This window comes from Inquilinus sp. (assembly GCF_039594555.1).
In the GTDB taxonomy this organism is placed as follows: Bacteria; Pseudomonadota; Alphaproteobacteria; order DSM-16000; family Inquilinaceae; genus Inquilinus.
This window is the reverse complement of sequence record NZ_JBCNNF010000050.1, coordinates 1-24,274: the sequence shown is the minus strand read 5'-3', so window position 1 is coordinate 24,274 and position 24,274 is coordinate 1. Positions and strand designations below refer to the sequence as shown.

Genomic DNA, 24,274 nt, shown 5'->3' with positions numbered 1-24,274 from the left:
CACGCGAAATGTGGCCGGGGTCCAGCAGGGCGGACCAGCCGCGCAGCGTCTCGGGATCGGTCAGGGTTGCGGTCCAATGCTCTTGCCAGAGATCGAGGAAGCGGCGGGCCAGGTCGTCCGGGCTGTCGCCGTCGCCGGGCGGCGGGGCGGGGGGCGGTTTCGGCGCAGTCATCGGCGGCGATCATAGTCGGCGATGCCGGGCCTGCCTATGCCCGGCGGTTGTTGCGATGCGAAAGGATCGTGACATGCCGCCCCGCTCGGACCAGTATAGCCACAAATCCGTCAAAGCGGCCGTGTGCCCGCGGCCTCAAGAAGCGATAGGGACAACCCATGCCGACCAGTCAGGCCGCCCCTGGAAACGCCCCTTCGGCGGAAGGGCCGAAAGACCCGCCGATCACCATCAAGAAATACGCCAACCGCCGGCTCTACAACACGGCGACGTCGAGCTATGTGACGCTCGAGAACCTGGCCCAGATGGTCAAGGACGGCGTTGAATTCGTGGTCTATGACGCGAAGACGGGCGAGGACATCACCCGGTCGGTGCTGACCCAGATCATCGTCGAGGAGGAGGGCAAGGGCCAGAACATGCTGCCGATCGGCTTTCTGCGGCAGCTGATCAGCCTGTATGGCGACAACCTGCAGTTCATGGTCCCACGCTACCTCGAATCCTCGATGGAGGCCTTCGCTCGCAACCAGGACCAGATGCGCCAGTACTTCAAGGATGTCAGCGGGGTGTTCCCGTTCGGCGCCTTCGAGGAGATGGGCAAGCAGAACATGGCGCTGTTTGAGCGGGCGATGCAGATGTTCACGCCCTTCGCCGGCAAAGGCAAGCCGCCCGGGGCCGGCCCCGCCGAGGCCGCGGCCGAGCCGACCAAGGCCGCCGAGCAGGGCGGGTCGATCGACACGCTGCGCCAGAAGCTGGACGACCTGCAGCGCCAGATCGAGGAGATCACCAAGCCGAAGCGGTGATGGTCGGATGCCCACAAAAAAGCCCCGCTCAGGCGGGGCTTTTTCATTGTGAGAGGAGTGGTGTCACTCCTCGTCGGTCGACACCAGCTGGATGTAGTTCTGCAGGCCCATCTGGCTGATCAGGTACTGCTGCGATTCGAGCCAGTCGATATGCTCCTCGGTATCGCCGAGGATCTTCAGCAGGATCTCCTTGGAGACGAAGTCGCGCACCGATTCGCAATGCGCCATCGCCTCCTTCACCGTCTTCTGGTTGAAGGTCTCTAGGCCGAGATCTGATTCCAGCATCTCCGGCACGTTCTCGCCGATGCCGAGCTTGCCGAGATCCTGCAGGTTCGGCAGGCCTTCCAGCACCAGGATGCGCTCGATCAGCAGATCGGCGTGCTTCATCTCGCCGATCGATTCGGAATAGACCTTCTTGGCCAGGCGCTTGATGTCCCAGTTCTTGAGCATCCGCGCATGCAGGAAATACTGGTTGATTGCGGTCAGCTCGTTCTTCAGCACCGCGTTCAGGTGAGTGATGACTTTCTTGTCGCCCTGCATTGCCGCCTCGGCCGTTGTTGTCGATGTCGGAGCGCACCTTAGAACGATTACAGGAGTTCGTAAAGTTTTACTTATGTGATTGAGAAACAATCGCAGCTTTACTGCAAATCATTCCTGATTTCCGCTGGCGATGCGGCCGCCAATGCCAGCAGCGCCAGGCTTTCCGCGGCCAGCGGATAGGCCGGGGCGCCCGGCTCCAGCCGGGCGACGCTGGGCGTTCGCGCCGTGTCCAGCCAGGGATGCCACGCGCCGAGCGGGGGCAGCGCGAACTCCAGCCCCTCCGGCCCGGGGTTCAGCAGCAGCAGCAGCGGCGCGCCCGGCCGGCTCAGCAGCACGCCGAGGGCGAAGCCGGCGGGGTCGCCCCAGTCGGCGCCCTCCATCGCCTGGCCGTCCGGTCGCAGCCAGGCGAGATCGGGCAGGCCGTCCTGCCCGCTGGCGGCGCCATGCAGGAAGCGGGGCTGGTGCAGGGCCGGATGGGCCTGGCGCAGCGCCGCCACCCGGGCGACGAAATCGACGAAGCCGGGATCGGCGGCCGACCAGTCCAGCCAGGTCAGCGGCCCGTCCTGGCAATAGGCATTGTTGTTGCCCTGCTGGCTGTGGCCCAGCTCGTCGCCGCCCAGCAGCATCGGCACGCCCTGGCTGAACAGCAGCGTCGCCACTAGGTTGCGCCGCCGCCGCAGCCGCCGCGCCAGGATCGCCGGATCCCCGGTCGGGCCCTCCGTGCCGAGATTATCCGAGTGGTTGTCCCCGGTGCCGTCGCGATTGCCCTCGCCATTCGCCTCATTGTGCTTCTGCGCATAGGAAACGAGATCGGCCAGGGTGAAGCCGTCATGGGCGGTGACGAAGTTGACCGTCGCCCGGGCGCCGCGGCCGTCATGATCGAACAGGTCGGCGGAGGCGGAGAGGCGCTGCGCCAGCTCCGGCCGCGACCCCGGATCGCCGCGCCAGGCCCGGCGGATGCCGTCGCGGTAGCGGTCGTTCCACTCCGACCACCCCGTCGGGAACTGGCCGACGCGCCAGCCGCCCGGGCCGATGTCCCAGGGTTCGGCGATCAACTTGCACGGCGCCAGCACCGGATCCTGCGCCACCGCCTGCAGGAACGGCGCACCGGCGGAGAATTCGCAGTCGACCCGGGCCAGGGTGGTGGCCAGGTCGAAGCGGAAGCCGTCGACATGCGCCGCCTCCACCCACCAGCGCAGGCTGTCCATCACCATCTGCAGCACCCGCGGATGGCCGAGGTCGAGCGCGTTGCCGGTGCCGGTCGGGTTGAACGGCTCGCGCCGGTCATGCGCCGCATGCTGGTAGTAGGACAGGTTGTCGATGCCGCGGAAGTTCAGCGTCGGGCCGAAGACGTCGCTCTCCGCGGTGTGGTTGTAGACGACGTCGAGGATCACCTCGATCCCCGCCCGGTGCAGCGCCTTCACGGCATTGCGCAGCGCCTCCAGCGGCGGCAAGGCCCCGGCATAGGCGGGATGGACAGCGAAGAAGGCCGTGGTGTTGTAGCCCCAGTAGTTGCTCAGGCCGCGCTCGATCAGCGCCCGCTCGTCGATGAAGGCATGGACCGGCATCAGCTCGACCGCGGTAACGCCCAGGCGGCGCAGATGATCGACCATCACCGGATGGGCCAGCCCGCCCAGCGTGCCGCGCAGCGGTTCCGGCACGCCCGGATGGCGCATGGTCAGACCACGGATATGCGCCTCGTAGATCACCGTGTCGGCCCAAGGCGTGCGCGGCGCCTCGTCCCCCTCCCAGTCATGGGCCGGGTCGATGACCACGGATTTCGGCACGAAGGCGGCGCTGTCGCGCGGGTCGAAGGACAGGTCGGACGCCGGGTCGCCGCGGGTGTAGCCATGCACCGAATCGTCCCATTGGAACGCACCCGCCAAGCCCTTGGCGTAGGGGTCCAGCAGCAGCTTGTTCGGGTTGAAGCGGTGGCCGTCCAAAGGCGCGTAGGGGCCATGGACGCGGTAACCATAGACCGTGCCTGCCCCGGCGCCGGGCAGCAGCCCGTGCCAGACTTGGTCGGTGCAGGCCGCCAGCTCGTACCGCGCCAGCTCCTGCCGGCCCTCGGCATCGAACAGGCACAGCTCGACCCGCTCGGCATGGGCGGAGAACAGGGCGAAGTTGACCCCGTCCTCGGTCAGCGTGGCGCCGAGCGGCCAGGGGCGCCCGGCCGGAAGCGGCCCCGGGGGAAAAGGGATCGGCAGCGGCATCGTGACGGTTCCTTCGGGCCTGTCCGGAGGGCAGGATGTAGCGCGCAGGCGGCAGCCGTCCACCGGCCATCATGGCCGGCCGCCGCCGACACGATTTCACCACGTTTCGCCGCTAGCCGTTGCCCAGCCGCCCTGCCGAAAGGACCGCCCGCGTGACGACCCTCGCCGATCCCGATCACAGCCCCGCCGCGCCGTCCGACCCGCACCCTGTGCCGCCGCGCAGTGGCGAGGGCCCGCGAATCGGCGTCGTCGTCACGATGATCGTCGCCCTGGTGGCCCTGGTGGCGGCGATCTATCTCGGCGTCGAGAGCCGCAGCGCCGGCCAGTCCCGCGACGGGCTGCAGGCCCGGCTGGCGGCGGCGGAGCAGGAGCTGTCGGCGCTGAAGCAGGCCGGCGGCGATCGCGACGCGCTCAAGGCCGAATCCGACCGGCTGCAGGCGCAGATCGGCGAGGCCAAGGCGGCGCTGGACCAGATCGGCCAGCGCCACGACCAGGCCGTCCGCGACGCCGATGCGGCCGCGGCCCGGGCCAGCGCGGCGCAGGATGAGGCAAAGGCGGCCGAATCGCAGCTGGCCGACCGGCAGGCGCAGGCCTCGGCCCTCAACGGCCAGCTCGACCAGTTGCGGACGCAGGAGGCGGCGCAGCGCCAGAGCTACGGCCGGTTGAACGCCGACGCCGCGGCGGTGAACGGCCAGCTGGCGCAGGCGACGGAGCAGCTGGGCAAGACCCAGGGCGACCTGGCCACGGCCCGGCAGCAGCTGGCCGACCTGCAGGCCCAGATCGCCCGCACCCAGGAGGAGCTGAAGCGCCAGGCCGAGGCCCCGAAGCCGTAACAGCGGCCTCCTCTGGTCTCTCTCTCTTGTCCTGATGGCTTTCAGTATATACATTGACGTATATACTGAAGGGAGAGGCGATGGCCACCGCCCGCGTGTTCCGGTCCGGCAACAGCCAAGCCGTCCGGCTGCCGAAGCAATTTCGGTTCGAGAGCCAGGAGGTTGAGATCTTCCGCCGCGGCGACGAGGTCGTGCTGCGCGAGAAGCCGCGAGGTATGGCCCGGGCCTTCGAGCTGTTGGCCTCGCTGCCGGACGACGGTGAGGATCGCAGCGACACGCCGCCACAGAGCCGCGACGACCTCTAATGACCGTCGTCCGCTACCTGCTGGACACGAACATCTGCATCTATATCCGCCGGCGCAGGCCGCAGGAGGTGCTCGCCCGGTTCGAGAAGCTGCAGCCGGGTGAGGCGGCGCTGTCCGTGATCACCTATGGCGAGCTGCTGTACGGAGTTGAGAAAAGCCCCGCGCGGACAAGGTCGATGGAAGCGCTGCGCGAGTTGATGACCTATCTGCCGGTCCTGCCGCTGCCGCCGGATGTGGGCGAAGCCTATGGCGCCATCCGGGTTGATCTTGAGGCGAGAGGCGAGGTTATCGGCAACAATGACCTCTGGATCGCCGCTCACGCCAAGGCGGCGAAACTCACGCTGGTCACCAACAACGAGCGGGAATTCCGCCGGATCGCCGGATTGAAAATCCAGAACTGGGCTGCCTGACCTCTGTCGGTTCACCCCGCCCATTCGAACAGAACGGTCGACAGCGGCGGCAGGGTCAGCAGCAGGGAGAAGGGGCGGCCGTGCCAGGGCGAGGCCTCGGCCTCGGCGCCGCCGCCATTGCCCATGCCGGAGCCGCCATAGACCTGGGCGTCGGTGTTCAGCCGCTCAGCCCAGCGCCCGCCCAGCGGCACGCCGATGCGATAGCCCTGGCGCGGCACCGGGGTGAAGTTCGAGATCGCCAGCACCGGCCGGTCGCCGTCATTGCCCAGGCGCAGCCAGGCCAGCACCGAATCGGCGCTGTTGCTGGCGTCGATCCAGTCGAACCCCTCCGGCTCGCAGTCGCGAACATGCAGGGCCGGCAACTCGCGGTACAGGCGGTTCAGGTCGCCGACCAGCCGCTGCACCCCGGCATGATGCGGCCCGGCCTCCAGCAGATGCCAGTCCAGGCTGCGGTCGTGGCTCCACTCGCTGCGCTGGGCGAACTCGCCGCCCATGAACAGCAGCTTCTTGCCCGGATGCGCCCACATGAAGCCGAAATAGGCGCGGAGATTGGCGAATTTCTGCCAGTCGTCGCCCGGCATCTTGCCCAGCAACGACCCCTTGCCGTGCACCACCTCGTCATGGCTCAGCGGCAGCACGAAGTTCTCGCTGAAGGCGTAGAGCAGGCCGAAGGTCAGGTCGTGGTGGTGCCAGTGCCGGTGGATCGGGTCCTTCTGCATGTAGCGCAGGGTGTCGTTCATCCACCCCATGTTCCACTTGTAGCCGAAGCCCAGGCCGCCGAGATGGGCGGGGCGCGACACGGCCGGCCAGGCGGTCGATTCCTCGGCCACGGTGGCCACGCCCTCATGCCGGCCATAGACCTCGACATTGGTCTGGCGCAGGAACTCCACCGCCTCCAGGTTCTCGCGGCCGCCGAAGCGGTTCGGCACCCATTCCCCGGCCTTGCGGCTGTAGTCGAGGTAGAGCATCGAGGCCACGGCATCGACCCGCAGCCCGTCGACATGGAAGCGGTCGAGCCAGTAGAGGGCGTTGCCCAGCAGGAAGTTGCGCACCTCGGCCCGGCCGTAGTTGTAGATCAGGGTGCCCCAGTCCTGGTGCATGCCCTGGCGCGGATCGGCATGCTCGTAGAGCGCGGTGCCGTCGAACCGGGCCAGGCCATGCTCGTCGGTCGGGAAATGCCCCGGCACCCAGTCCAGCAGCACGCCCAGCCCGGCGCGGTGGCAGCGGTCGACGAAAGCGGCGAAGTCCTCCGGCGGACCGAAGCGGCTGGTCGGGGCGTAGAGGCCGATCGGCTGGTAGCCCCAGGAGCCGTCGAACGGGTATTCGCTGACCGGCAGCAGCTCGATATGGGTGAAGCCCAGGCCGGCGGCATAGGGGATCAGCTGGTCGCCCAGCTCGCGCCAGGACAGCGGCCGGTTGCCCTCCTCCGGCACCCGGCGCCAGGATCCGGCATGGACCTCGTAGATGCTGATCGGGGCGTCGCGCCGTTGCGCCGCCGGGCGCCGCGCCAGCCAGCCGGCATCGTCCCAGCCGTAATCCGGCAGGCCGTGCACCAGCGAAGCGGTCTTCGGCGGATGCTCGGCGCGGAAGGCGAAGGGGTCGGTCTTCAGCGGCAGCAGGTCGCCGGATGGGCCGCGGATCTCGAATTTATAGGCCGCGCCGGGGCCGATTCCGGGCAGGAAGATCTCCCACACCCCGATGCCGGGATGCAGCCGCATCGGGTGCAGCCGGCCGTCCCAGCCGTTGAAGTCGCCGACCACGGCGACGCGGCGGGCATTCGGCGCCCAGACGGCGAAGACCGTACCGTCCACCCCGTCCAGCGTGCGCGGATGGGCGCCCAGCCGGTGGTACAGCTCCAGATGCGTGCCCTCGCCCAACAGGTGCAGGTCGATCTCGCCGAAGCTGGATGGAAAGCGGTAGGGGTCCTCGATCTCCCACACCCCGCCGGCCTGGCCGTAGTCGATGCGCAGCCGGTAGCGGGGCGGGAAGGGGCGGCCGATGCGGCCGTCGAACACGCCGTCGGCATGGCGCCGTTCCAGCCGCGCCAGCACCGCGCCGCTGTCCGGGTCGATCGCCTCGACCGCCGCGGCGTCGGGCCGGAAGCAGCGCAACACCGTGCCGTCCCCGTCCGGGTGGGGCCCGAGCACGCCGAACGGGTCGCGATGGTCCGAGGCGACGAGCGCCGCGATATCGGCCGGATCGGTCAGGGGCGCCGGGGCACCGGGTACGGCCGAGGAGCGGGGCGGCATGGCATTGGTCATCGAAGCCTCCATCCTCGCGCGATCTTGACCGGTTCTCTCCGCAAACAACAAGGGCGGATCCGGGATGGATCCGCCCTCGTGTCGATTGCCCGGATGGAACCGGTCAGTTGCCGGTCGGCGGCGTGGCCGGCGCCGCGGGAGCGGCGGGCGGCTGGGTGCCATCGGCCGGCGGGGTCGCCGGCGCGGCGGGCGCAGCCGGGGCCGGCGCAGCCTGGCCATTCTCCTGCTTCTGCTTCTCCGCCTCGACCTGGGCCATCTGCGTCTGGATGAAGGTGGCCAGCTTGTTCGAGGCGTCCTCCGCCAGGGCCTTGTCGGTCTCCAGCGCCTGGTGGAAGAAGGCGCTGTAGTAGTTGTCGTCCAGGGTGAAGACCAGCGCGGCGGCGATCTTCTGCTGGTTCATGGTGCAGCTCAGTTCGGCCCGCTTGACGGCGTAGGGGCCTTCGATCTGGGCCGGCTGGTCGCTGCTCTGCCAGTCGGTGCCGCACACCGACTTCATGATCTCGAGATAGCGCTTGGCGAACTGGTCGATCTCGACCGCGTCGCCGCGCGGCTCCTGGTGCAGGCCGCCGACGACCTTGCCGTCGGTGCCGACCTGCCAGGCCTGGTTGATCTGCAGCGGGTCGCGCGGCAGCTTGCGCGGGTCGGCGATCCCGACATCCTTGATGCCTGCGCCGTTCAGGATGTCCTGCAGCGCGCCGACCGGCATGCCGAAGCCCTGGGCGCCGATCAGCGTCCGCGGGTCGACCTGGGGGGCGTTGGCCTGGGCCTGGGAGGCCAGCTTGCGCGCGGTGTCGATGCAGGTCTTCAGCGCAGGCAAGGCGGCGCCGGTGCCGGTTAGGGCGAAGGTGTACTCGCCCTTCGGCGTGGTCACGATCGTCTTGCTGCCCTTGACCAGGGCCTGGAACAGGTCGCCGTTCGGCCCGGTCGGCAGGACGAAGGCCTCGGGGCCGACCGCGAGCGCGTCGAAGGGTTTGTCGAAGGCGCTGTCGACGCGGACGCGGCCCTTGCCCTTGTCGGTGTCCTTCAGCCCCCAGTCCTTCCGGATCACGGCGACGTTGAAGGAATAGTTCGGGGCCATCTGGAACGACAGCAGGGAGTTGCCATCATAGGGCTTCTGGACGACGCAGTACTCGAACTGCCGGTTGTTCGGGTTGATGACGGCGCCGCCCTTCCAGCCATTGGCGTCGATGACGAACTCCTTCGGCGGCTGCTGGGCGGGCGGCTGTGCCGCCTGGCCCTGCTGCGGCGCGGCCTGGGCCGGGGCGGCAGGGGCCTGCGCCGGCTTCGCGGGCGGCGCCGCGGGCGCGGCCTGCTGCGCGATCGCCGGGGCGGCGAACAGAAGCGGAAGCAGCGCCACGCCGGCGCGGAAGGTCGAAAGATTCATTCCAGGACGCGTCCGTATGATGTCTCCGGGCGGGTCAGTCTCGAGCCTTTCCCGCAGGGCGGGCCACACTCGTCCAGAGGGGCGCGGCTTGTCAATCCGCCAGAACGGGCCGCAGCGCAGCGGCCGGGGCTTCTACCAGCGCAGATAGAGGGCCAGGAACATGTAGGCGGCGAAGACCAGCAGCAGCACGCCGGCGACGCGGTCGATCCACAGCAGCGTCCGCGGCGTCAGCCGGCCGCCGGTGGTGGCGACGATGAAGCTCAGCGTCGTGAACCAGGAGGCGGAGCCGCACAGCACCCCGGCCACCAGGATCAGGCCAGAGCCGATCGACAGCGTCTCCGCCAGCCCGACCGCGGTGAAGGCGGTGGCGAAGGTCAGGATCGTCATCGGGTTGCTGAGGGTGAGGAGGAAGGCGGTGATGACCGCCGTGATCTCGCTGCTCTCGGTCCGCCCGGTCTCCGGGTCGCGCTCGATATGGCCGGCATGCAGCAGGGTGCGCACGGCCAGCACGGCCAGCACGGTGCCGCCGATCAGGTGCAGCGCGTCCTTCACCGTGATCAGCCAGGCGCTCAGCGCCACCATGCCGAAGGCGGCGATCAGGCCGAACAACCCGTCCGCGAAGGCGGCGCCGATGCCGGTCAGGATGCCGAAGCGGGTGCCGTGGATCAGGGTCCGGCGGATGCACAGGACACCGATCGGGCCGACCGGGGCGGCAATGGCGATACCGAGGGCGACGCCTTTGGCGAACAGGAAGGGATCGATCATCACGGATGGGGTGCCGTCGGCCTCGTGTCACAAAGGAAGCGATCGCGAATGGTGGTTCGCCGGCCCTTCGATTAAACCAATGCGGGACTGAAACCAACGGGGGCGATTCGGATGGACGCGAAACTCCGCCTCGATGCCATCGGTCGCACCCTGGTGCTGGCGCTGCAGGAGAACGCCCGCGCCAGCTATGCCGAGCTGGGCCGGCTGGTCGGCCTGTCGCCGCCGGCGGTGGCCGAGCGGGTGAAGCGGCTGGAGGACCAGGGCATCATCAAGGGCTTCCGGGCCGAGGTCGACCGCGGCCGCCTCGGCTACGGCATGTCCGCCTTCGTCCGGCTGCGCTGCCGGGCCGAGACCTTCCCGGCGGTCGAAGCCTTCGCCCGCACCGTGACCGAGGTGGTGGAGTGCCATGAGGTCGCAGGCGAGGACGCCTATGTGTTCAAGGTGGTCGCCCGGTCGATCCAGCATCTCGACGAGATCCTGCTGCGCCTCGCCGCCTTCGGCGCCACCACCTCCTCGCTGATCCTGTCCTCGCCGGTCGCCGGCCGGGTGCTGCCGCCGGCCGGGGAATAAGCCTCCGCCGGGCCTCTCCGCTTTCCTGTTGCGGCGCGGCACGAACGGGACGCAATGTTGCGCCCATGGCCCAGCCGCCTCCGAAGGGACGATGTTCGACAAGATCCTGATCGCCAATCGCGGCGAGATCGCCTGCCGCGTCATCCGCACCGCGCGGCGCATGGGCATCAAGACCGTGGCCGTGTATTCCGAGGCCGATGCCGACGCGGTGCATGTCCGCATGGCCGACGAGGCGGTGCCGATCGGCCCGGCGCCTTCCGCCCAGTCCTATCTGGTGATCGACCGCATCGTCGAGGCGTGCCGGGCGACCGGTGCCCAGGCGGTGCATCCCGGCTACGGCTTCCTGTCGGAGAATCCGCGCTTCTGCGCGGCGCTCGAAGCCGCCGGCATCGCCTTCATCGGCCCGGGCGTCGGCGCCATCGAGGCGATGGGCGACAAGATCGAATCGAAGAAGCTGGCCCAGGCGGCCGGCGTCTCGACCGTGCCCGGCCATCTGGCGCCGATCGCCGACGAGGACGAGGCGGTCGAGGTCAGCCGCCGCATCGGCTATCCGGTGATGCTGAAGGCCTCGGCTGGTGGCGGCGGCAAGGGCATGCGTGTCGCCGGCAACGACGACGAGGCGCGCGAGGGCTTTCGCTCCGCCCGCAACGAGGCGCGCACGGCCTTCGGCGACGACCGGGTCTTCGCCGAGAAGTTCATCGAGGAGCCGCGGCATATCGAGATCCAGGTGCTGGCCGACAGCCACGGCAACACCGTCTATCTCGGCGAGCGCGAATGCTCGATCCAGCGCCGCCACCAGAAGGTGATCGAGGAGGCGCCGTCGCCCTTCCTGACCGAGGAGATGCGCCGGGCGATGGGGGCCGAGGCCTGCGCCCTGGCCCGCGCCGTGAACTACCGCTCGGCCGGCACGGTCGAGTTCATCGTCGGCGCCGATCGCTCCTTCTATTTCCTGGAGATGAACACAAGACTGCAGGTCGAGCATCCGGTGACCGAGGCGGTGACCGGCCTCGACCTGGTCGAGTTGATGATCCGCATCGCCGCCGGCGAGGAGCTGCCGTTCCGGCAGGAGGACATCCGGCTGGACGGCTGGGCGGTCGAGGCCCGGGTCTATGCCGAGGACCCGCTGCGCGGCTTCCTGCCCTCTATCGGCCGGCTGACCCGCTACCGCGCGCCGGAGGAGGGGCCGCAGGTCCGCGTCGACACCGGCGTCGACGAGGGCGGCGAGATCTCGATGCATTACGACCCGATGATCGCCAAGCTGATCGGCATCGGGACGAACCGGAACGCCGCGATCGCCTCGATCCGCAGCGCGCTGGACGGCTTCGTGATCCGCGGCGTCAACCACAACATCCCGTTCCTGGCGGCGCTGATGCACCATCCGCGCTTCGTCGAGGGCCGGCTGACCACCCGCTTCATCGCCGAGGAGTTCCCGGACGGCTTCCACGGCACCGCGCCCTCGGGTGACGCCGCCGGCCGGCTGGCCGCCCTCGGCGCCGCCCTGCTGCACCGCCAGGCTGTCCTGCGCGGCGCGCCGGCAGGGGCGCGGGACTGGACGCTGCGCGCCGGCCGGCTGAACCGGCCGGTGACGGTGGCGGAGGATGCGGATGGCTGGCGGGTGACGCTGGACGGCCGGTCCTATGCCGTGCAGGGCCGGTGGCGGCCGGGCGAGCTGCTGTTCGACGGCATGGTGGATGGTGCCCGGCTGGTGGCGCAGGTCGACCGCCGCCCGGTGGGGCTGCGCCTGACCCATGCCGGCGGCGAGGTCGACATGGCTCTGCTGTCGCCGCGCGCCGCGGCCCTTGCCGAGCTGATGCCGGTCAAGGCACCGCCCGACATGTCGCGCTTCCTGCTGTCGCCGATGCCAGGGCTGCTGGTCTCGGTCGCGGTCGCCGCGGGCGAGCCGGTGCGGGCGGGGCAGGAGCTGGCGGTGGTCGAGGCGATGAAGATGGAGAACATCCTCAGGGCCGAGCGTGACGGCGTCGTCGAGGCCCTGCATGCCAAGCCGGGCGACAGCCTGGCGGTGGACCAGAAGATCCTGGAATTCGCAGCGGCCTGAGGGCCGGGAGAGCGCGATGAACCGAGTCCTGACTATCGTCCTGCCGGCGCTGATCCTGGCGGGCTGCGGCGACGGCTACACCCCGCCTGACAATCCGGGCCCGCCGCCGCCGATCGCCTCGATCAAGGATGACGACCTGCATCCGCCGCCGGGCCCGACCGATCCGTTCATGATCCGGGTCGACGAGCGCGCGATGGGCGCCTGGGCCGATTACTGCACCCGGATCAAGGACATGGCCGGCCCGACCCGCCCGCCGAGCGCGGAGAAGACCCGGATCGAGGGCGACCTGAAGAAGTGCGAGGAGATCTTCGCGCAATGAAGAGCGGCGGCGGCGAGGCGGAGCTTCGCACCCGCTGGTTCGCCGACGTCATGGCCGGCCGCGGCGCCGGACGCCGGAACGATCCGGGCGTTGCGGTCGGCGACCATACCCAGGCGCTGCTGGTCGAGTTGGAAACCGTGTTCGGCGCCGGCGCCTGGGTCGCCACCACGATCCTCGCGGTCGCGGTGGTCGAGGCGCATCTGCGCGAGCAGGCGATCGCGTCCGGCCGGGCGGTCGACCCCTATCTCAACGCCGGCACGTTGTTCGCCGAGGCCGGGCTGGACGAGCGCTTCGACACGCTGCGCCGGGCCCGCAACCGGGCGCTGCACGTCTCCGACCCGCCGACGCTGACGGTCGACATGCACTGGTTCGAGGCCGAGCGGCTGGAGGCGGAGGCGCGCTTCGCCATCCGTCTTGTTGCCGCCGCGCTCTATGGCGGCGCGCTGCCGGAGGAGCCAGAGGAGGAGGCATGAGCGGGGAGCGCAAGGCGCTGTCGCTGCGCATCACCGGGCGGGTCCAGGGCGTCGGCTACCGCGCTTGGCTGGCCGGGCAGAGCGGGGCCGCCGGCCTGGACGGCTGGGTCCGCAACCGCCGCGACGGCTCGGTCGAGGCGCTGCTGTCCGGCCCGGCCGGGGCGGTCGACCGGGTCGCCGCCGCCTGCCGCCGTGGGCCGAGCATGGCGCTGGTCGACCGGGTGCAGGCGACGGAGGCGGAGCCGCCCGACCATCCCGGCTTCGGCCAATGGCCGACGCTGTGATCGCGGCGCCGGCTCCCAGGCTCGGCGTCGGCGCCTTCATCCGCGACCCGGCGGGCCGGCTGCTGCTGGTGCAGCGGCGGCGCAAGCCGGAGGCCGGGCATTGGGGCCTGCCCGGCGGCAAGGTCGATTTCGGCGAGACGGTCGAGGCGGCTGTGCGGCGTGAGATCGAGGAGGAACTCGGCGTCGCGTTGCGGCTCGACGGGCTGCTGTGCCTGGTCGACCAGATCGACCGCGCCGCCGGCACCCATTGGGTGGCGCCGGTCTACCGCGCCGCCATCGTGGCGGGCGAACCGGTCAACCGCGAGCCGGCGGCGCTGGCCGCGATCGGCTGGTTCGCCCTCGACGCGCTGCCGCAGCCCCTGACCCTCGCCACCCGGGTGGCGCTGGAAGCGGCCTCGGTCTAGGCCGCGCCCATACGGTTCAGAGCACGAAACGCTCGGGAAACCGGGCCCTGACCCGGTCGAGATGCTCCCTGGCGCAGCGCCGGATATCTTCGGGATCGCTCGCCGTGCGGTCGGCGATCTTGAAGGTCAGATCGCCGGTCGCGACGGCTTCGATCAGCCGCTCGATCAGCGCCTCGTCCTCCTGCGTCCCGTCGAGATGCTCGATCAAGCAGCGTTCCACCACGTCGAGGACGACCGATTCATGCCAGGCGTTGGCGATGCGGGCCATCCCCGCCTTCCCCGTGCAGGCCGCATAGCGCCGCCATGCGTCGGGCACCGCCAGCGCCGGTCCTGGCTTGGCCACCGGGTTCAGCCGGACCTTGCCGCGATCCTGCATCACCAGCAATTCGATCAGGTCGGTCACCTCCGCTTCCGCTTCGGCGGGCAGTTTGCCGGGAAGGGCGGCCTCGACCGCGGCCATCAGCGACGGGAAATCCAGCGTCCCGGGCCAGGCCGCCGTCAGCGCCGCCGCCGCGGCCTTGAGCGACCGTTGCGGCAGGATCAGGGGCCGGCTGCCCGCCGCGCCGTAGGGCCGCGGCGCATCGTCCAGCACCGCGTCCCCCTGGGGCGGCAGGAAGGCGGCGACATGCAGCGCCCGCAGCCGCTCGCCATCGAGGCGGTAAGAGACGTCCCCGGCCCGGTCGGCATGGACCAGAAGGGTCTGGCGGAAGGTCCGGTTGCTGACGAAGTCGAGATACTGCTCGAGCCGGACTTGGCTGTCGCCGCACTCCTTCAGCAGCGGAGCTGCGACGGAGGCGCCGAAATTGGCGACGAACATCGACGACGGCACCGCATCGCCGAGATAGGTCAGCCCGGCCGTCTCCGCCGCCGCGACGAAGTCCCCGAAATAGCAGGGCGTGTTGTAGAGCTCGAGGAACTCGTGCTGGAGATAGGATTCGTGAAACGACTTCAGGGTGCCGCTCTGCTCCGCCACGATCCGGCCCATCAGGCTGTTCGGATCGGTGACGCCGGACAGGAAGTCGATCATCCCCCGGGCATAGGCCAGCGGTTGTTCCTTCGATCCCGTATGGCGGCCGCGCAGGATCATGGCGTCGCGCACCACCTCCTTCGCCTTCCAGCCGGGGTAGCAGTTGTAGCTGACGAAGGCGACGCCGTCGGGGGCCAGGTTCTCGCGGCAGACGCGAAGGATCGCTTCCTGCACCTCCGGCGGCACCCAGCTGTAGACGCCGTGGCAGATGATGTAGTCGAAGACCCCGAGCGTCGGGGCGATCTCGCCCAGGTCGCCCTGGTGCAGCTCGATATTGCTCAGCCCGAGCTCGGCGGCGGCCTTCCGTCCCGCGGCGATCTGGACCGGCGACAGGTCGATGCCGACCACGCGGCTTTCCGGATACCGCAGCGCGAGCGGCAGGATGTTGCCGCCGGACGCGCAGCCCAGCTCCAGCACCCGGCTGGTCGCGACCCGCGGCGCCGACAGGCCGAAGAGATGCGCGACGGTCTGGAGATGCTCCGGGGACGTGGCCGGGAAGGAATGGGAGTCGTACGGGACCGTGTCGTAAGCGTCCCGGATCTGGTCGATGACGTCGGACATGTTCACTCCGTCGGCTTGAAATCGCCCGTTATGTGTCCTCCCCGGGCAGGCTCGGGCCGGCGGCCGTCTCGGCGGCCGCTCGGAACGGATCGCCGCCCCTCGGAACGACCCATCCTAACCATGGATCGGAGTCCTTTCCTAGCCGCATATGCGGGGATGGGCGACGGGGCTGGCCGGGTGTCGTCCCGGCCGTCTCAAGCCGCGGCGGCGACCCGTTCCAGGAACTCGTCCGGCCCATCGACCTCGACCAGCCGGCGGTTGCGGATCTCCAGGTAGCGGGTGCCGATGCCGCGCAGCATGCGCCGGTCATGGGTGACGAAGACGCAGGTCGTGTCATCGCGCGACAGCAGGTCCTCCAACCGCTCCCGCCCTGCGATGTCCAGGTGGTTGGTCGGCTCGTCCAGCAGGTAGATGTTGGGCTGGCGCAGCCGCAGCAGCAGGAAGGTGACCCGCAGCTGCTCGCCGTAGCTCAGGTTGCCGATCGGCGTCGCCTGCTTCTCGATGGGGATGCCGATATTGTGCAGCTCGCGCACCAGCTCGGCGTCGCGCAGGGTCGACGCCGCCTGCAGCGCCCGGTTCACCGGCAGTTGCCGCGGCAGGTCGGACAGGTGCTGGTCGAGGTAGCCCGGCCGCAGCTGCGGGTTGGCGGTGATCGACTGGCCCAGCGGCGCATCGCCCGCCGCGGCCCGGGTGATCGCCGCCATCAGGTCGCGGATCAGATGCGACTTGCCGGTGCCGTTCAGGCCCAAGAGTGCGATGCGGTCGCCGCGGCGCACGAATTCCTGCTCGATGCGCAGCAGCTCGCGCCCGGTCTCGGTGCGCACGACATGGTCCTTCAGCCGCACCAGCGTGGCGCGCTGCACCTCGGTGCTGTCCAGGTTGATGTCCCGCCGCGCCTCGCGATGCGCCACCGTGGCCTCCGCCCGGCGCTGCTCGGCGCGGGACGCCACGGCCTTGGCGCGCCGGGCCATGTCCGGGTTGTGTCCCTTCAGGTTGGACCAGATCGCCAGTCGCTTGGCGGCGCGCTCCAGCCGCTCGACCTCCTTCTCGTCGCGCTCGGCTTGCTGCAGCGCCGCCAGGTCCTCGCGGATCAGCTCCTGCCGCGCCTGGGAGAAGGAGGTGCCGTAGCTCCGCACCCGGTCGCCGCGCAGGATGATGGTCCGATTGGTGACGCGGTCCAGGAATTCGCGGTCATGCGACACCAGGATGAAGGGCAGGCGCAGATGCTCGGTCAGCCAGCGCTCCAGCCGCATCACCTTGCCGACATCGAGATGGTTGGTCGGCTCGTCCAGGATCAGCAGGTCGGGGTCGGCCAGCGTCGCCCGCGCCACCAGCAGCAGCCGCTGCCAGCCGCCGGACAGCTCGGCAACGGTCTGGGCGTGCCACAGCTCGGGGGCCAGCCCCAGCTCGTCCAGCACCACATCGGCGCGCCAGGCCTGGTCGTCGCGCGCCGCCCCGGGCAAGGCCGCGACCATGGCCTCGTGCAGGGTCAGCGACAGGATCGCGGCCGGCACCGCCTGCGGCACATGGCCGATCAGCAGGCCGCGCCGGCGCGCGATGCGGCCGCGGTCCAGCTCGATCTCGCCGAGCAGGGCGTTGATCAGCGTCGACTTGCCGCTGCCGTTGTCGCCGACCAGGCCGATGCGGTCGTCCGGGTGGACGGCGAAGCTGGCATCCTGGAACAGGGCCCGGCCGCCGATCTTGAGGGTGATGCCTTCGGCCTGGAGGAGCATGATGGGTCTCGGGAAACGGCGTTGGGCCGGGGAGGGTACCAGATGCCTGATCGGAAGACGAAAGATCGTGACCCGAAGGACCCGGCCGACGAAGCCAGGCGCCGGGACGAGGCGGCGCGCTGGAAGGAGGAGAACGCCGAGGCGATCAAAAGCGACAACGAACGGGTGGAACGGGAAGGATTGATCCTGGCGAAGTACCGGCGTCTCTGACGCTATTCGCCGTAGCCTGGGTTCGCATGGCAAACCCAACAGATCGACGCCGCCCCTGATCTCACCACGTTGGGTTCGTTCCGCGAACCCAACCAGATGCGGCTATCGCCAAGCGATCTTGCTATGCGCAAAAAAATGCGCATATGCTTGCCTATGTCCAAGCTTGACAGCCGCAAGACCTTGAATCGCACGCTGCGCCGTCCGACCAATCTCAACCTCTCGGTCGAGGCGACCGGCCGAGCGAAGGAATACGGCCTGAATATCTCCAGGATTGCCGAGGACGCCATCGTCGAGGCGGTACGCCGCCACGAGGGCGAGCGTTGGAAGGAAGAGAACGCCGAGGCGATCAAGGCTTATAACGAATGGGTCGAGCAGCATGGGCTGACCCTGCGATCGCTGCGTCTCTTCTAATGCGGTTTGACGTGCATCGGGTGGGCAGGCTCGGCGATACCCTGGTGCTGAACGTTCAATCGGAATTCCATGATCACCTGACCACGCGGATCGTCGTTCCGCTGATCCTTCTGTCAGACTACATAGGCCCGCCGCAGGGCCGATTGGAGCCGACCTTTCTGATCGGCGGGCAGCGCTATCTCTTGCAGACCGGACATATGGGGGCGGCTCAGGTTTCCGAACTAGGCGACGTGGTCGCCTCGCTGGCCGACCAGCACACAACCATCGTCGACGCCCTGGACTTCCTGTTCCAGGGCTTCTGACTACCCCTCGAACACCTCGTCCCAGGCCTCGCGCAGGGCCAGGTCGACATCCGCCATGGCCACCGGCAGGCCGAGATCGACCAGCGAGGTGACGCCGTACTGGGCCAGGCCGCAGGGCACGATGCCGGCGAAATGCGACAGGTCGGGGTCGACGTTCAGCGCCACGCCGTGGAAGGTCACCCAGTGCCGGATGCGCACGCCGATCGCGGCGATCTTCTTCTCGATCCCGTCGCGCTCGACCCAGATGCCGACGCGGCCCTCGCGCCGCTCGCCCTTCACCTGAAACCGCGCCAGGGTGCGGATCAGCCACTCCTCCAGCGAATGGACATAGGCGCGCACATCCGGGTCGCGCCGCTTCAGGTCGAGCATGACATAGCCGACCCGCTGCCCCGGCCCGTGATAGGTGTACTGGCCGCCGCGGCCGGTGCGGTAGACCGGGAAGCGGTCGGGCGTCAGCAGGTCGGTGTCATGGGCGCTGGTGCCGGCGGTGTAGAGCGGCGGGTGCTCCAGCAGCCACACCAGCTCCGGCGCGGTGCCGGCGCGAATCGCCGCCACCCGGGCCTCCATCGCCGCCAGCGCCTCGGGATAGGGCACGGCGCCGTCGTCGATGCGCCAGTCGGGGCCGCCGGAAGCGGCGGTTTCGGCGGGGATGGAAGACGGAATCGCGATCATCTCATCGGGCTGCTTGATCGGGCGCATCCGATCTGCTAATCCCCCCGCACCTCGGAAGGCAAGGCCCCTCGTGGGCGTGCCTGCCGTGCGGTCGTGGCGGAATTGGTAGACGCGCAGCGTTGAGGTCGCTGTGGGCTAACCCCCGTGGAAGTTCGAGTCTTCTCGACCGCACCATTCTTCGCAAGGCCCGCCCTCACCGGCGGGCCTTTCGCGTTTCAGCGGGTCAGCCTCCCGACGCGGCCCTTCCGCCCGGGCGGAACGCTGCCTATAACGGCTCGACCCGTAACGCTGTCCGGATCCCCTGATGTCCAGCGATCTGCGCGAAGCCGCCCTCGACTACCATCGTCTCCCGACGCCCGGAAAGATCGCGGTGGCCCCGACCAAGCCGCTGGCGACGCAGCGCGACCTGGCGCTGGCCTATTCCCCCGGCGTGGCCGCGGCCTGCGAGGCGATCGTCGCCGACCCGCAGGAGGCCTCGCGCGTCACCAGTCGGGCCAACCTGGTGGCCGTGATCTCGAACGGCACCGCCGTGCTGGGCCTCGGCAACATCGGCCCGCTGGCGTCCAAGCCGGTGATGGAGGGCAAGGGCGTCCTGTTCAAGAAGTTCGCCGGCATCGACGTCTTCGACATCGAGGTGAACGAGACCGACCCGGACAAGCTGGTCGACATCATCGTGGCGCTGGAGCCGACCTTCGGCGGCATCAATCTCGAGGACATCAAGGCGCCGGAGTGCTTCGAGGTCGAATCGAAGGCCCGGTCCCGGATGAAGATCCCGGTCTTCCACGACGACCAGCACGGCACCGCCATCATCGTCGCCGCCGCCATCACCAATGGGCTGCGCGTCGTCGGTAAGGATCTGAAGTCGGTCAAGCTGGTCACCTCCGGCGCCGGCGCGGCGGCGCTGGCCTGCCTCGACCTGCTGGTCGATATGGGCCTGCCGATCGAGAACATCTGGGTCACCGACATCGCCGGCGTGGTCTGGGACGGCCGCAACGAGCTGATGGACCCGCGCAAACAGCGCTACGCCCGCAAGACCGAGGCGCGGACCCTGGCCGAGGTGATCGGCGGCGCCGACATTTTCCTCGGCCTCTCCGCCCCGCGGGTGCTGACCGGCGACATGGTCAAGAGCATGGCCGACCGGCCGATCATCATGGCGCTGGCCAATCCGACGCCGGAGATCATGCCGGAGGAGGTCAAGGCCATCCGCCCCGACGCGGTGATGGCCACCGGCCGGTCGGACTATCCGAACCAGGTCAACAACGTCCTGTGCTTCCCCTTCATCTTCCGCGGCGCGCTGGATGTCGGCGCCACCGCGATCAACGAGGCGATGAAGATCGCCGCGGTGCAGGCCATCGCCGACCTGGCGATGCAGGAGGGGTCGGACATCGTCGCCACCGCCTATGGCGACCAGCAGCTCAGCTTCGGCCCCGACTACCTGATCCCGAAGCCCTTCGACCCGCGGCTGATCATCAAGATCGCGCCGGCGGTGGCGCGGGCAGCGATGGACTCCGGTGTCGCCACCCGGCCGATCGAGGATTTCGATGCCTATGTCGGCAAGCTGGAGGAGTTCGTCTTCCGCTCCGGCCTGGTCATGCGGCCGGTGTTCAACCAGGCGAAAGCCGAGCCCAAGCGCATCGTCTATGCCGAGGGCGAGGACGAACGGGTGCTGCGCGCGGTGCAGGTGGTGCTGGACGACCAGCTGGCCAAGCCGATCCTGATCGGCCGCCGCAGCGTGGTCGAGCGCCGGATCGAGAAGCTGGGCCTGCGGGTGAAGCTCGACCGCGATGTCGAGCTGGTCGATCCCGAGGACGATCCCCGCTACACAGAATACTGGCGCCTCTACTACCAACTCCTGGCCCGGCGCGGCGTCTCGCCCGACGTCGCCCGCACCGTGGTGCGCACCAACTCGACCGTGATCGCGGCGCTGATGGTGCAGAAGCAGGAAGCCGACGCCATGATCTGCGGCAGCTACGGCCCGTACCGGCCGCATCTGCGCGACGTCCTCAGCGTCATTGGCCTGGCGCCGGGGGTGACCACCCCGGCCGCGCTCAGCGCCCTGGTGCTGCCGCGCGGCACCTTCTTCCTGGCCGACACTTACATCACCCCGGACCCGACGCCGGAGCAGATTGCCGAGACCACGCTGCTGGCAGCGGAAGAGGTCAAGCGCCTGGGCATCGTGCCGAAGGTGGCGCTGCTGTCGCATTCTAACTTCGGCACTATGGACGGGCCGTCGCCAGTGAAGATGCGCCATGCCCTGTCGCTGATCCGCGAGCAGGCGCCGGACCTGGAGGTCGAAGGCGAGATGCATGCCGACGCCGCGCTGTCGGAGGAGATCCGCCAGCGGATCTTCCCGGACAGCAAGCTGACCGGCAGCGCCAACCTGCTGGTGCTGCCCTCGCTCGACGCCGCCAACATCGCCTTCAATATGCTCAAGGTGCTGGGCGAGGCGATCTCGATCGGCCCGATGCTGCTGGGCGTCGCCCGGCCGGCGCATATCGTCACCCCGTCGGTGTCGGTGCGCGGCCTGGTCAACGTCACCGCGATCGCCACGGTCGATGCGCAGCTGGCCGGGGCGGTCTGTCCGATCGACGCCCATGCGCGGCAGGCGTCGCACGTGGCGCTCGAAGCGCTGTCGGTCTGAGGTGGTAACGGCGCCCGACCCGCAACCGGCGGACGCCCAGGAGTACGGCCTGCCACCCGGCTTCGTGCAGGAGATCGAGGAGGCGCTGGACGACCATCGCCTCGCCGAGGTGGAGGAGCGGCTGGCACCGCTCCACTCCGCCGATCTGGCGGCGCTGCTCGAGGCGCTGCACCCGGATGACCGGCGCGTCGCCGTCGGCCTGATCCGGGTACAGCTGACCACCGACGCCGAGGCGCTGGCCTGGCTGAACGAGGATGTCCGGCAGGAGGTGCTGGACCTGCTCGGGCCGCAGGACGTCGCCGCGGCGCTGCAGGAGCTCGATTCCGACGACGCGCTGGCCCTGATCGAGACCCTCGACGAGGGCGAGCGCGACGCCGTCCTGGCCAATATCCCGGCCGAGGAGCGGCGGGTCCTGCTCGAAGGGCTGGACTTCCCGGAATACTCCGCCGGCCGGCTGATGCAGCGCGAGCTGGTGTCGGTGCCGGACTACTGGACCGTCGGCAAGACCATCGACTGGCTGCGCAGCGCCGAGAATCTGCCGGACGAGTTCTACAGCCTGTTCCTGGTCGATGCGCGTGGGCTGCCGACCGGCCAGCTGCCGCTGGCGCGCTTCCTGCGCGGCCGGCGTCCGGCCAAGCTGGCCGAGCTGGAGTTGGAGGACATCCACCCGATCCCGGCGGAGATGGACCAGGAGGAGGTGGCGCTGCTGTTCCGGCGCTATGCCATGGTCTCGGCCCCGGTGGTCGACCGCGACGGCAAGCTGTTGGGGGTCATCACCCTGGACGACGTGGTCGACGTCATCGACGAGGAGGCGGAATCCGACATCTTCCGCCTCGGCGGCATCGGCGAACAGAGCGACCTCTATCGCGACGTCGCCGCGACCACCCGCTCGCGCTTCTCCTGGCTGTTCGTCAACCTGCTGACCGCGGTGCTGGCCTCGTCAGTGATCGGCCTGTTCGAGGACACGATCAGCAAGGTGGTGGCGCTGGCGGTGCTGATGCCGATCGTGGCCTCGATGGGCGGCAATGCCGGCACCCAGACCCTGACGGTCGCGGTGCGGGCGCTGGCGATGCGCGAGCTGACCGACAGCAACGCCGTCCGCATCCTGTGGAAGGAGGTGCTGGTCGGCGTGATCAACGGCCTGCTCTTCGCCGCGATCGCCGGCGGGGTGGTGTGGCTGTGGTTCGGGGATCCGCGCCTGGCGGCGGTGATCGGCGCGGCCATGATCATCAACCTGCTGGCGGCCGCCTTCTCGGGCACTGTGATCCCGCTGGCGATGCAGCGCTTCGGGATCGATCCGGCGGTGTCCAGCGCCGTGTTCCTGACCACCGTCACCGACGTGGTCGGCTTCTTCGCCTTTCTCGGCCTGGCCGCCCTAATCCTGCTTTGAACCATCGCCCCATCCCGCCGGATCGCGGGATGGGGCTCGATCCGCATCCGCCTCAGGCGTTGCCGACAGTACCGGTGCTGGCGGTGACGCCGGCGCTCTTGGTCTCGCGCGCAGCCTTGATCACGTTGCTGGCGATGTTGACCGCCGGAATCGTGAGATTCTGGCCGCCGGGCACGCCCTTGACCAGGTGCTCGACAACCTCCTTGACCTTCTCCTCGCTGATCGTCTCGACGCCCGGCAACAGCGCGATTAGCGCCGCCAGCCCGACGACCTGGCCAAAGCGCAGGTCGCTCGCCACCGCCAGCTTCTTCAATGCCTCGCGCAGATCGGCTTCGCTAATGCCAGTGGATTCCACGTTCAATATGCCCTCCCTCACCGGATCCGGGGCTACTGCTCAATTGCAGTGCATATCCCGTCATGAATACCCAGGGTTGTACGAGGCGAGTGCAGCCGGTGTCCAGCCGTTCTCGCGAACGCAATGAGTCGACCCTGGCGGGGAGTCTACCCCGCCGGCCCTAGCAATGCGACCGTCCCATGACGGTCGGGCCGGCGGACCCCGTCGCAGCGGGATTTCGTCGTGTCGCCTGATTCGCTCAAGGAACGCTCGGGACTTCGGTCCTCATCCGCAGCCGGCCGCAAGAATAGCGGGAGCAGAGCCGGCTGCCGCGACCGGCCGTGACGGACGCTGCCGCCGGCCCTCCCGGCAAAATCCGCGACAGCGGCCGGTTCCCTGGCCTCGCACAGGCGAGTCGGGGACACGGCTCGCGCGATCGTCGCTGGAGCCGCAGGATCCTGTCGGATCAAGGACATAGCCCACGCAGCAAGCGGTCGCGTACGTCAATGAGCTGGAAATAAAATTTTATTCATTAAGTAATAATGTAACTTTTCCTCAGAAATGAAAGAACTCAATCCAATGATAGAACTTATAAGAGGTCAATTTCATCGGTCTATTTCATCGGTGAAAAGTAAAAAACGGGAATTTCCATGGACAGACCTATCGTTTTTTGCCTGAATGCCGGCTGGCTAGCCCTGTGGGCGGCGGCCGGGCTGTCGGCTTGGCAAGGGTTCTTGGAGGAGGAAAAACAATGGGTCTTCTTGACGGCCTGCTTGGAGACGGCGGATTGCTCGGCGGCCTGCTGGGCAATGACGGTCTCCTGGGCGGCCTGCTGGGCAGCGACGGCCTTCTCGGCGGTCTGCTCGGCGGTGACGGCGTGCTCGGCGATCTTCTTAGCGAGGATCTCCTCAGCGGCGTGATCGGTACGGTGAAGAGCGTCCTGGGCTCCCTGGACGGCCTGATCCTGGGCACCTCCGAGGGCGAAGGGCTCCTCGGCGGCGTCTTCGGGCTGGTCGACGGGCTGCTCAACGGCGTGCTCGGCGGCGCGCTCGGCACCGACCTGACGGGCAACCTGCTCGGTGGGGTCGAGGATCTGCTCGGCAACATCCTGCATGGCGACCTGTTGGGCGGCGTCCTCGGCGGCGTGCTCGAGACGGTCAGCGGCCTGCTCGGCGGCATCCTCGACGGCGACCTGCTGGGCGGCGTC

At 69.0% G+C, this 24,274-nt stretch carries 24 protein-coding genes, 1 tRNA gene and 1 pseudogene; 17 read left to right on the top strand and 9 right to left on the bottom strand.

The genetic code is table 11. From position 1 onward, the window contains the following. The first annotated feature begins 330 nt into the window (after window positions 1-330). Entirely contained in the window at window positions 331-969 is a 639-nt protein-coding gene (phaR, locus tag ABDW35_RS08070; protein ID WP_343713335.1) for a polyhydroxyalkanoate synthesis repressor PhaR, read from the top strand. Window positions 970-1,032: 63 nt separating this feature from the next. On the opposite strand, the gene bfr is transcribed toward phaR, so the two are convergent. Further along, on the bottom strand, window positions 1,033-1,509 hold the full coding sequence (gene bfr, locus ABDW35_RS08065) for a bacterioferritin (protein WP_343713334.1): 477 nt from the start codon (window positions 1,507-1,509) through the stop codon (window positions 1,033-1,035). A 98-nt stretch (window positions 1,510-1,607) separates the two neighbouring features. Then, a complete protein-coding gene (glgX, locus tag ABDW35_RS08060) occupies window positions 1,608-3,722 on the bottom strand; it encodes a glycogen debranching protein GlgX (protein ID WP_343713333.1) in 2,115 nt (704 codons plus the stop codon). A gap of 152 nt (window positions 3,723-3,874) precedes the next feature. Between glgX and ABDW35_RS08055 the strand changes: the two genes are divergently transcribed. From ABDW35_RS08055 to ABDW35_RS08045, 3 genes are all read left to right on the top strand, one after another. Then, window positions 3,875-4,555, top strand: a complete 681-nt coding sequence (locus ABDW35_RS08055; RefSeq protein ID WP_343713332.1) for a hypothetical protein — start codon at window positions 3,875-3,877, stop codon at window positions 4,553-4,555. Window positions 4,556-4,635: 80 nt separating this feature from the next. After that, window positions 4,636-4,860 (top strand): type II toxin-antitoxin system VapB family antitoxin, encoded by a 225-nt coding sequence (gene vapB / locus ABDW35_RS08050; protein ID WP_343713331.1) that lies wholly within the window; start codon window positions 4,636-4,638, stop codon window positions 4,858-4,860. Continuing rightward, window positions 4,860-5,270: a type II toxin-antitoxin system VapC family toxin gene (locus ABDW35_RS08045; protein ID WP_343713330.1), complete on the top strand. Its 411-nt coding sequence runs from the start codon at window positions 4,860-4,862 to the stop codon at window positions 5,268-5,270. The genes vapB and ABDW35_RS08045 overlap by 1 nt, the downstream gene beginning before the upstream one ends. Before the next feature lie 11 nt (window positions 5,271-5,281). On the opposite strand, the gene glgB is transcribed toward ABDW35_RS08045, so the two are convergent. From glgB to ABDW35_RS08030, 3 genes are all read right to left on the bottom strand, one after another. Then, window positions 5,282-7,519, bottom strand: a complete 2,238-nt coding sequence (gene glgB, locus ABDW35_RS08040) for a 1,4-alpha-glucan branching protein GlgB (protein ID WP_343713338.1) — start codon at window positions 7,517-7,519, stop codon at window positions 5,282-5,284. Window positions 7,520-7,634: 115 nt separating this feature from the next. Beyond that, complete coding sequence (locus tag ABDW35_RS08035) at window positions 7,635-8,915, bottom strand: hypothetical protein (RefSeq protein WP_343713329.1); 1,281 nt, start codon at window positions 8,913-8,915, stop codon at window positions 7,635-7,637. Between the two features lie 132 nt (window positions 8,916-9,047). Then, window positions 9,048-9,680, bottom strand: a complete 633-nt coding sequence (locus ABDW35_RS08030; RefSeq protein WP_343713337.1) for a LysE family transporter — start codon at window positions 9,678-9,680, stop codon at window positions 9,048-9,050. Between the two features lie 111 nt (window positions 9,681-9,791). Between ABDW35_RS08030 and ABDW35_RS08025 the strand changes: the two genes are divergently transcribed. The 6 genes from ABDW35_RS08025 to ABDW35_RS08000 all read left to right on the top strand — a co-directional run bounded on the left by ABDW35_RS08025 (window position 9,792) and on the right by ABDW35_RS08000 (window position 13,786). Further along, window positions 9,792-10,250: an Lrp/AsnC family transcriptional regulator gene (locus ABDW35_RS08025; protein ID WP_343713328.1), complete on the top strand. Its 459-nt coding sequence runs from the start codon at window positions 9,792-9,794 to the stop codon at window positions 10,248-10,250. 91 nt (window positions 10,251-10,341) lie between these two features. Continuing rightward, the gene (locus ABDW35_RS08020; protein WP_343713327.1) at window positions 10,342-12,306 is read left to right on the top strand and encodes an acetyl/propionyl/methylcrotonyl-CoA carboxylase subunit alpha; all 1,965 of its coding nucleotides are present in this window, start codon (window positions 10,342-10,344) and stop codon (window positions 12,304-12,306) included. A gap of 16 nt (window positions 12,307-12,322) precedes the next feature. After that, window positions 12,323-12,625, top strand: coding sequence for a hypothetical protein (locus ABDW35_RS08015; RefSeq protein WP_343713326.1), 303 nt, complete (start codon window positions 12,323-12,325; stop codon window positions 12,623-12,625). Continuing rightward, window positions 12,622-13,098, top strand: coding sequence for a hypothetical protein (locus tag ABDW35_RS08010; RefSeq protein ID WP_343713325.1), 477 nt, complete (start codon window positions 12,622-12,624; stop codon window positions 13,096-13,098). Before ABDW35_RS08015 ends, ABDW35_RS08010 begins: the two co-directional genes overlap by 4 nt. Then, window positions 13,095-13,382 carry an acylphosphatase gene (locus ABDW35_RS08005; protein ID WP_343713324.1) on the top strand — a complete coding sequence of 96 codons (288 nt, stop codon included), beginning with the start codon at window positions 13,095-13,097 and terminating at the stop codon, window positions 13,380-13,382. The genes ABDW35_RS08010 and ABDW35_RS08005 overlap by 4 nt, the downstream gene beginning before the upstream one ends. Beyond that, window positions 13,367-13,786 (top strand): NUDIX domain-containing protein, encoded by a 420-nt coding sequence (locus ABDW35_RS08000; RefSeq protein WP_343713323.1) that lies wholly within the window; start codon window positions 13,367-13,369, stop codon window positions 13,784-13,786. The genes ABDW35_RS08005 and ABDW35_RS08000 overlap by 16 nt, the downstream gene beginning before the upstream one ends. Before the next feature lie 16 nt (window positions 13,787-13,802). Here the strand turns inward: ABDW35_RS08000 and ABDW35_RS07995 are convergent, their stop codons facing one another. Continuing rightward, window positions 13,803-15,374 (bottom strand): class I SAM-dependent methyltransferase, encoded by a 1,572-nt coding sequence (locus tag ABDW35_RS07995; protein ID WP_343713322.1) that lies wholly within the window; start codon window positions 15,372-15,374, stop codon window positions 13,803-13,805. A gap of 194 nt (window positions 15,375-15,568) precedes the next feature. Next, on the bottom strand, window positions 15,569-17,107 hold the full coding sequence (locus ABDW35_RS07990) for an ABC-F family ATP-binding cassette domain-containing protein (protein ID WP_343713321.1): 1,539 nt from the start codon (window positions 17,105-17,107) through the stop codon (window positions 15,569-15,571). 42 nt (window positions 17,108-17,149) lie between these two features. Here ABDW35_RS07990 and ABDW35_RS07985 point away from each other — a divergent pair, with 42 nt between their 5' ends. The 3 genes from ABDW35_RS07985 (at window position 17,150) to ABDW35_RS07975 (ending at window position 18,030) form a co-directional block, all read left to right on the top strand. Further along, window positions 17,150-17,317, top strand: coding sequence for a type II toxin-antitoxin system CcdA family antitoxin (locus ABDW35_RS07985; RefSeq protein WP_343713320.1), 168 nt, complete (start codon window positions 17,150-17,152; stop codon window positions 17,315-17,317). A gap of 153 nt (window positions 17,318-17,470) precedes the next feature. After that, window positions 17,471-17,728: a type II toxin-antitoxin system CcdA family antitoxin gene (locus tag ABDW35_RS07980; protein ID WP_343713319.1), complete on the top strand. Its 258-nt coding sequence runs from the start codon at window positions 17,471-17,473 to the stop codon at window positions 17,726-17,728. Further along, the gene (locus ABDW35_RS07975) at window positions 17,728-18,030 is read left to right on the top strand and encodes a CcdB family protein (protein WP_343713318.1); all 303 of its coding nucleotides are present in this window, start codon (window positions 17,728-17,730) and stop codon (window positions 18,028-18,030) included. The genes ABDW35_RS07980 and ABDW35_RS07975 overlap by 1 nt, the downstream gene beginning before the upstream one ends. Here ABDW35_RS07975 and lipB read toward each other — a convergent pair whose 3' ends face one another. Beyond that, window positions 18,031-18,702: a lipoyl(octanoyl) transferase LipB gene (gene lipB / locus ABDW35_RS07970; RefSeq protein ID WP_343713336.1), complete on the bottom strand. Its 672-nt coding sequence runs from the start codon at window positions 18,700-18,702 to the stop codon at window positions 18,031-18,033. A gap of 87 nt (window positions 18,703-18,789) precedes the next feature. Here lipB and ABDW35_RS07965 point away from each other — a divergent pair. The 3 genes from ABDW35_RS07965 to mgtE all read left to right on the top strand — a co-directional run bounded on the left by ABDW35_RS07965 (window position 18,790) and on the right by mgtE (window position 22,733). Further along, a tRNA-Leu gene (locus ABDW35_RS07965) sits at window positions 18,790-18,876 on the top strand. Window positions 18,877-19,006: 130 nt separating this feature from the next. Further along, window positions 19,007-21,343, top strand: a complete 2,337-nt coding sequence (locus tag ABDW35_RS07960; protein WP_343713317.1) for an NADP-dependent malic enzyme — start codon at window positions 19,007-19,009, stop codon at window positions 21,341-21,343. A gap of 1 nt (window position 21,344) precedes the next feature. After that, window positions 21,345-22,733 (top strand): magnesium transporter, encoded by a 1,389-nt coding sequence (gene mgtE / locus ABDW35_RS07955; RefSeq protein ID WP_343713316.1) that lies wholly within the window; start codon window positions 21,345-21,347, stop codon window positions 22,731-22,733. A 52-nt stretch (window positions 22,734-22,785) separates the two neighbouring features. On the opposite strand, the gene ABDW35_RS07950 is transcribed toward mgtE, so the two are convergent. Further along, entirely contained in the window at window positions 22,786-23,094 is a 309-nt protein-coding gene (locus ABDW35_RS07950) for a hypothetical protein (protein ID WP_343713315.1), read from the bottom strand. Between the two features lie 724 nt (window positions 23,095-23,818). Here ABDW35_RS07950 and ABDW35_RS07945 point away from each other — a divergent pair. Further along, window positions 23,819-24,274, top strand: a pseudogene (locus tag ABDW35_RS07945) (hypothetical protein); the annotation flags it as partial.

Excerpts from the sequence above, each read along its gene's own strand:
- ABDW35_RS07980 (WP_343713319.1), top strand. The coding sequence starts at position 17,471 with ATGTCCAAGCTTGACAGCCGCAAGACCTTGAATCGCACGCTGCGCCGT.
- bfr (WP_343713334.1), bottom strand. The coding sequence starts at position 1,509 with ATGCAGGGCGACAAGAAAGTCATCACTCACCTGAACGCGGTGCTGAAG.
- ABDW35_RS07985 (WP_343713320.1), top strand. The coding sequence starts at position 17,150 with ATGCCTGATCGGAAGACGAAAGATCGTGACCCGAAGGACCCGGCCGAC.
- ABDW35_RS07975 (WP_343713318.1), top strand. The coding sequence starts at position 17,728 with ATGCGGTTTGACGTGCATCGGGTGGGCAGGCTCGGCGATACCCTGGTG.
- ABDW35_RS08010 (WP_343713325.1), top strand. The coding sequence starts at position 12,622 with ATGAAGAGCGGCGGCGGCGAGGCGGAGCTTCGCACCCGCTGGTTCGCC.
- glgB (WP_343713338.1), bottom strand. The coding sequence starts at position 7,519 with ATGCCGCCCCGCTCCTCGGCCGTACCCGGTGCCCCGGCGCCCCTGACC.
- glgX (WP_343713333.1), bottom strand. The coding sequence starts at position 3,722 with ATGCCGCTGCCGATCCCTTTTCCCCCGGGGCCGCTTCCGGCCGGGCGC.
- ABDW35_RS08015 (WP_343713326.1), top strand. The coding sequence starts at position 12,323 with ATGAACCGAGTCCTGACTATCGTCCTGCCGGCGCTGATCCTGGCGGGC.
- ABDW35_RS07990 (WP_343713321.1), bottom strand. The coding sequence starts at position 17,107 with ATGCTCCTCCAGGCCGAAGGCATCACCCTCAAGATCGGCGGCCGGGCC.
- ABDW35_RS08025 (WP_343713328.1), top strand. The coding sequence starts at position 9,792 with ATGGACGCGAAACTCCGCCTCGATGCCATCGGTCGCACCCTGGTGCTG.
- ABDW35_RS08005 (WP_343713324.1), top strand. The coding sequence starts at position 13,095 with ATGAGCGGGGAGCGCAAGGCGCTGTCGCTGCGCATCACCGGGCGGGTC.
- phaR (WP_343713335.1), top strand. The coding sequence starts at position 331 with ATGCCGACCAGTCAGGCCGCCCCTGGAAACGCCCCTTCGGCGGAAGGG.
- ABDW35_RS07960 (WP_343713317.1), top strand. The coding sequence starts at position 19,007 with ATGTCCAGCGATCTGCGCGAAGCCGCCCTCGACTACCATCGTCTCCCG.
- lipB (WP_343713336.1), bottom strand. The coding sequence starts at position 18,702 with ATGATCGCGATTCCGTCTTCCATCCCCGCCGAAACCGCCGCTTCCGGC.
- ABDW35_RS07995 (WP_343713322.1), bottom strand. The coding sequence starts at position 15,374 with ATGTCCGACGTCATCGACCAGATCCGGGACGCTTACGACACGGTCCCG.
- ABDW35_RS08030 (WP_343713337.1), bottom strand. The coding sequence starts at position 9,680 with ATGATCGATCCCTTCCTGTTCGCCAAAGGCGTCGCCCTCGGTATCGCC.
- ABDW35_RS08020 (WP_343713327.1), top strand. The coding sequence starts at position 10,342 with ATGTTCGACAAGATCCTGATCGCCAATCGCGGCGAGATCGCCTGCCGC.
- ABDW35_RS08000 (WP_343713323.1), top strand. The coding sequence starts at position 13,367 with ATGGCCGACGCTGTGATCGCGGCGCCGGCTCCCAGGCTCGGCGTCGGC.
- ABDW35_RS08035 (WP_343713329.1), bottom strand. The coding sequence starts at position 8,915 with ATGAATCTTTCGACCTTCCGCGCCGGCGTGGCGCTGCTTCCGCTTCTG.
- vapB (WP_343713331.1), top strand. The coding sequence starts at position 4,636 with ATGGCCACCGCCCGCGTGTTCCGGTCCGGCAACAGCCAAGCCGTCCGG.
- ABDW35_RS08045 (WP_343713330.1), top strand. The coding sequence starts at position 4,860 with ATGACCGTCGTCCGCTACCTGCTGGACACGAACATCTGCATCTATATC.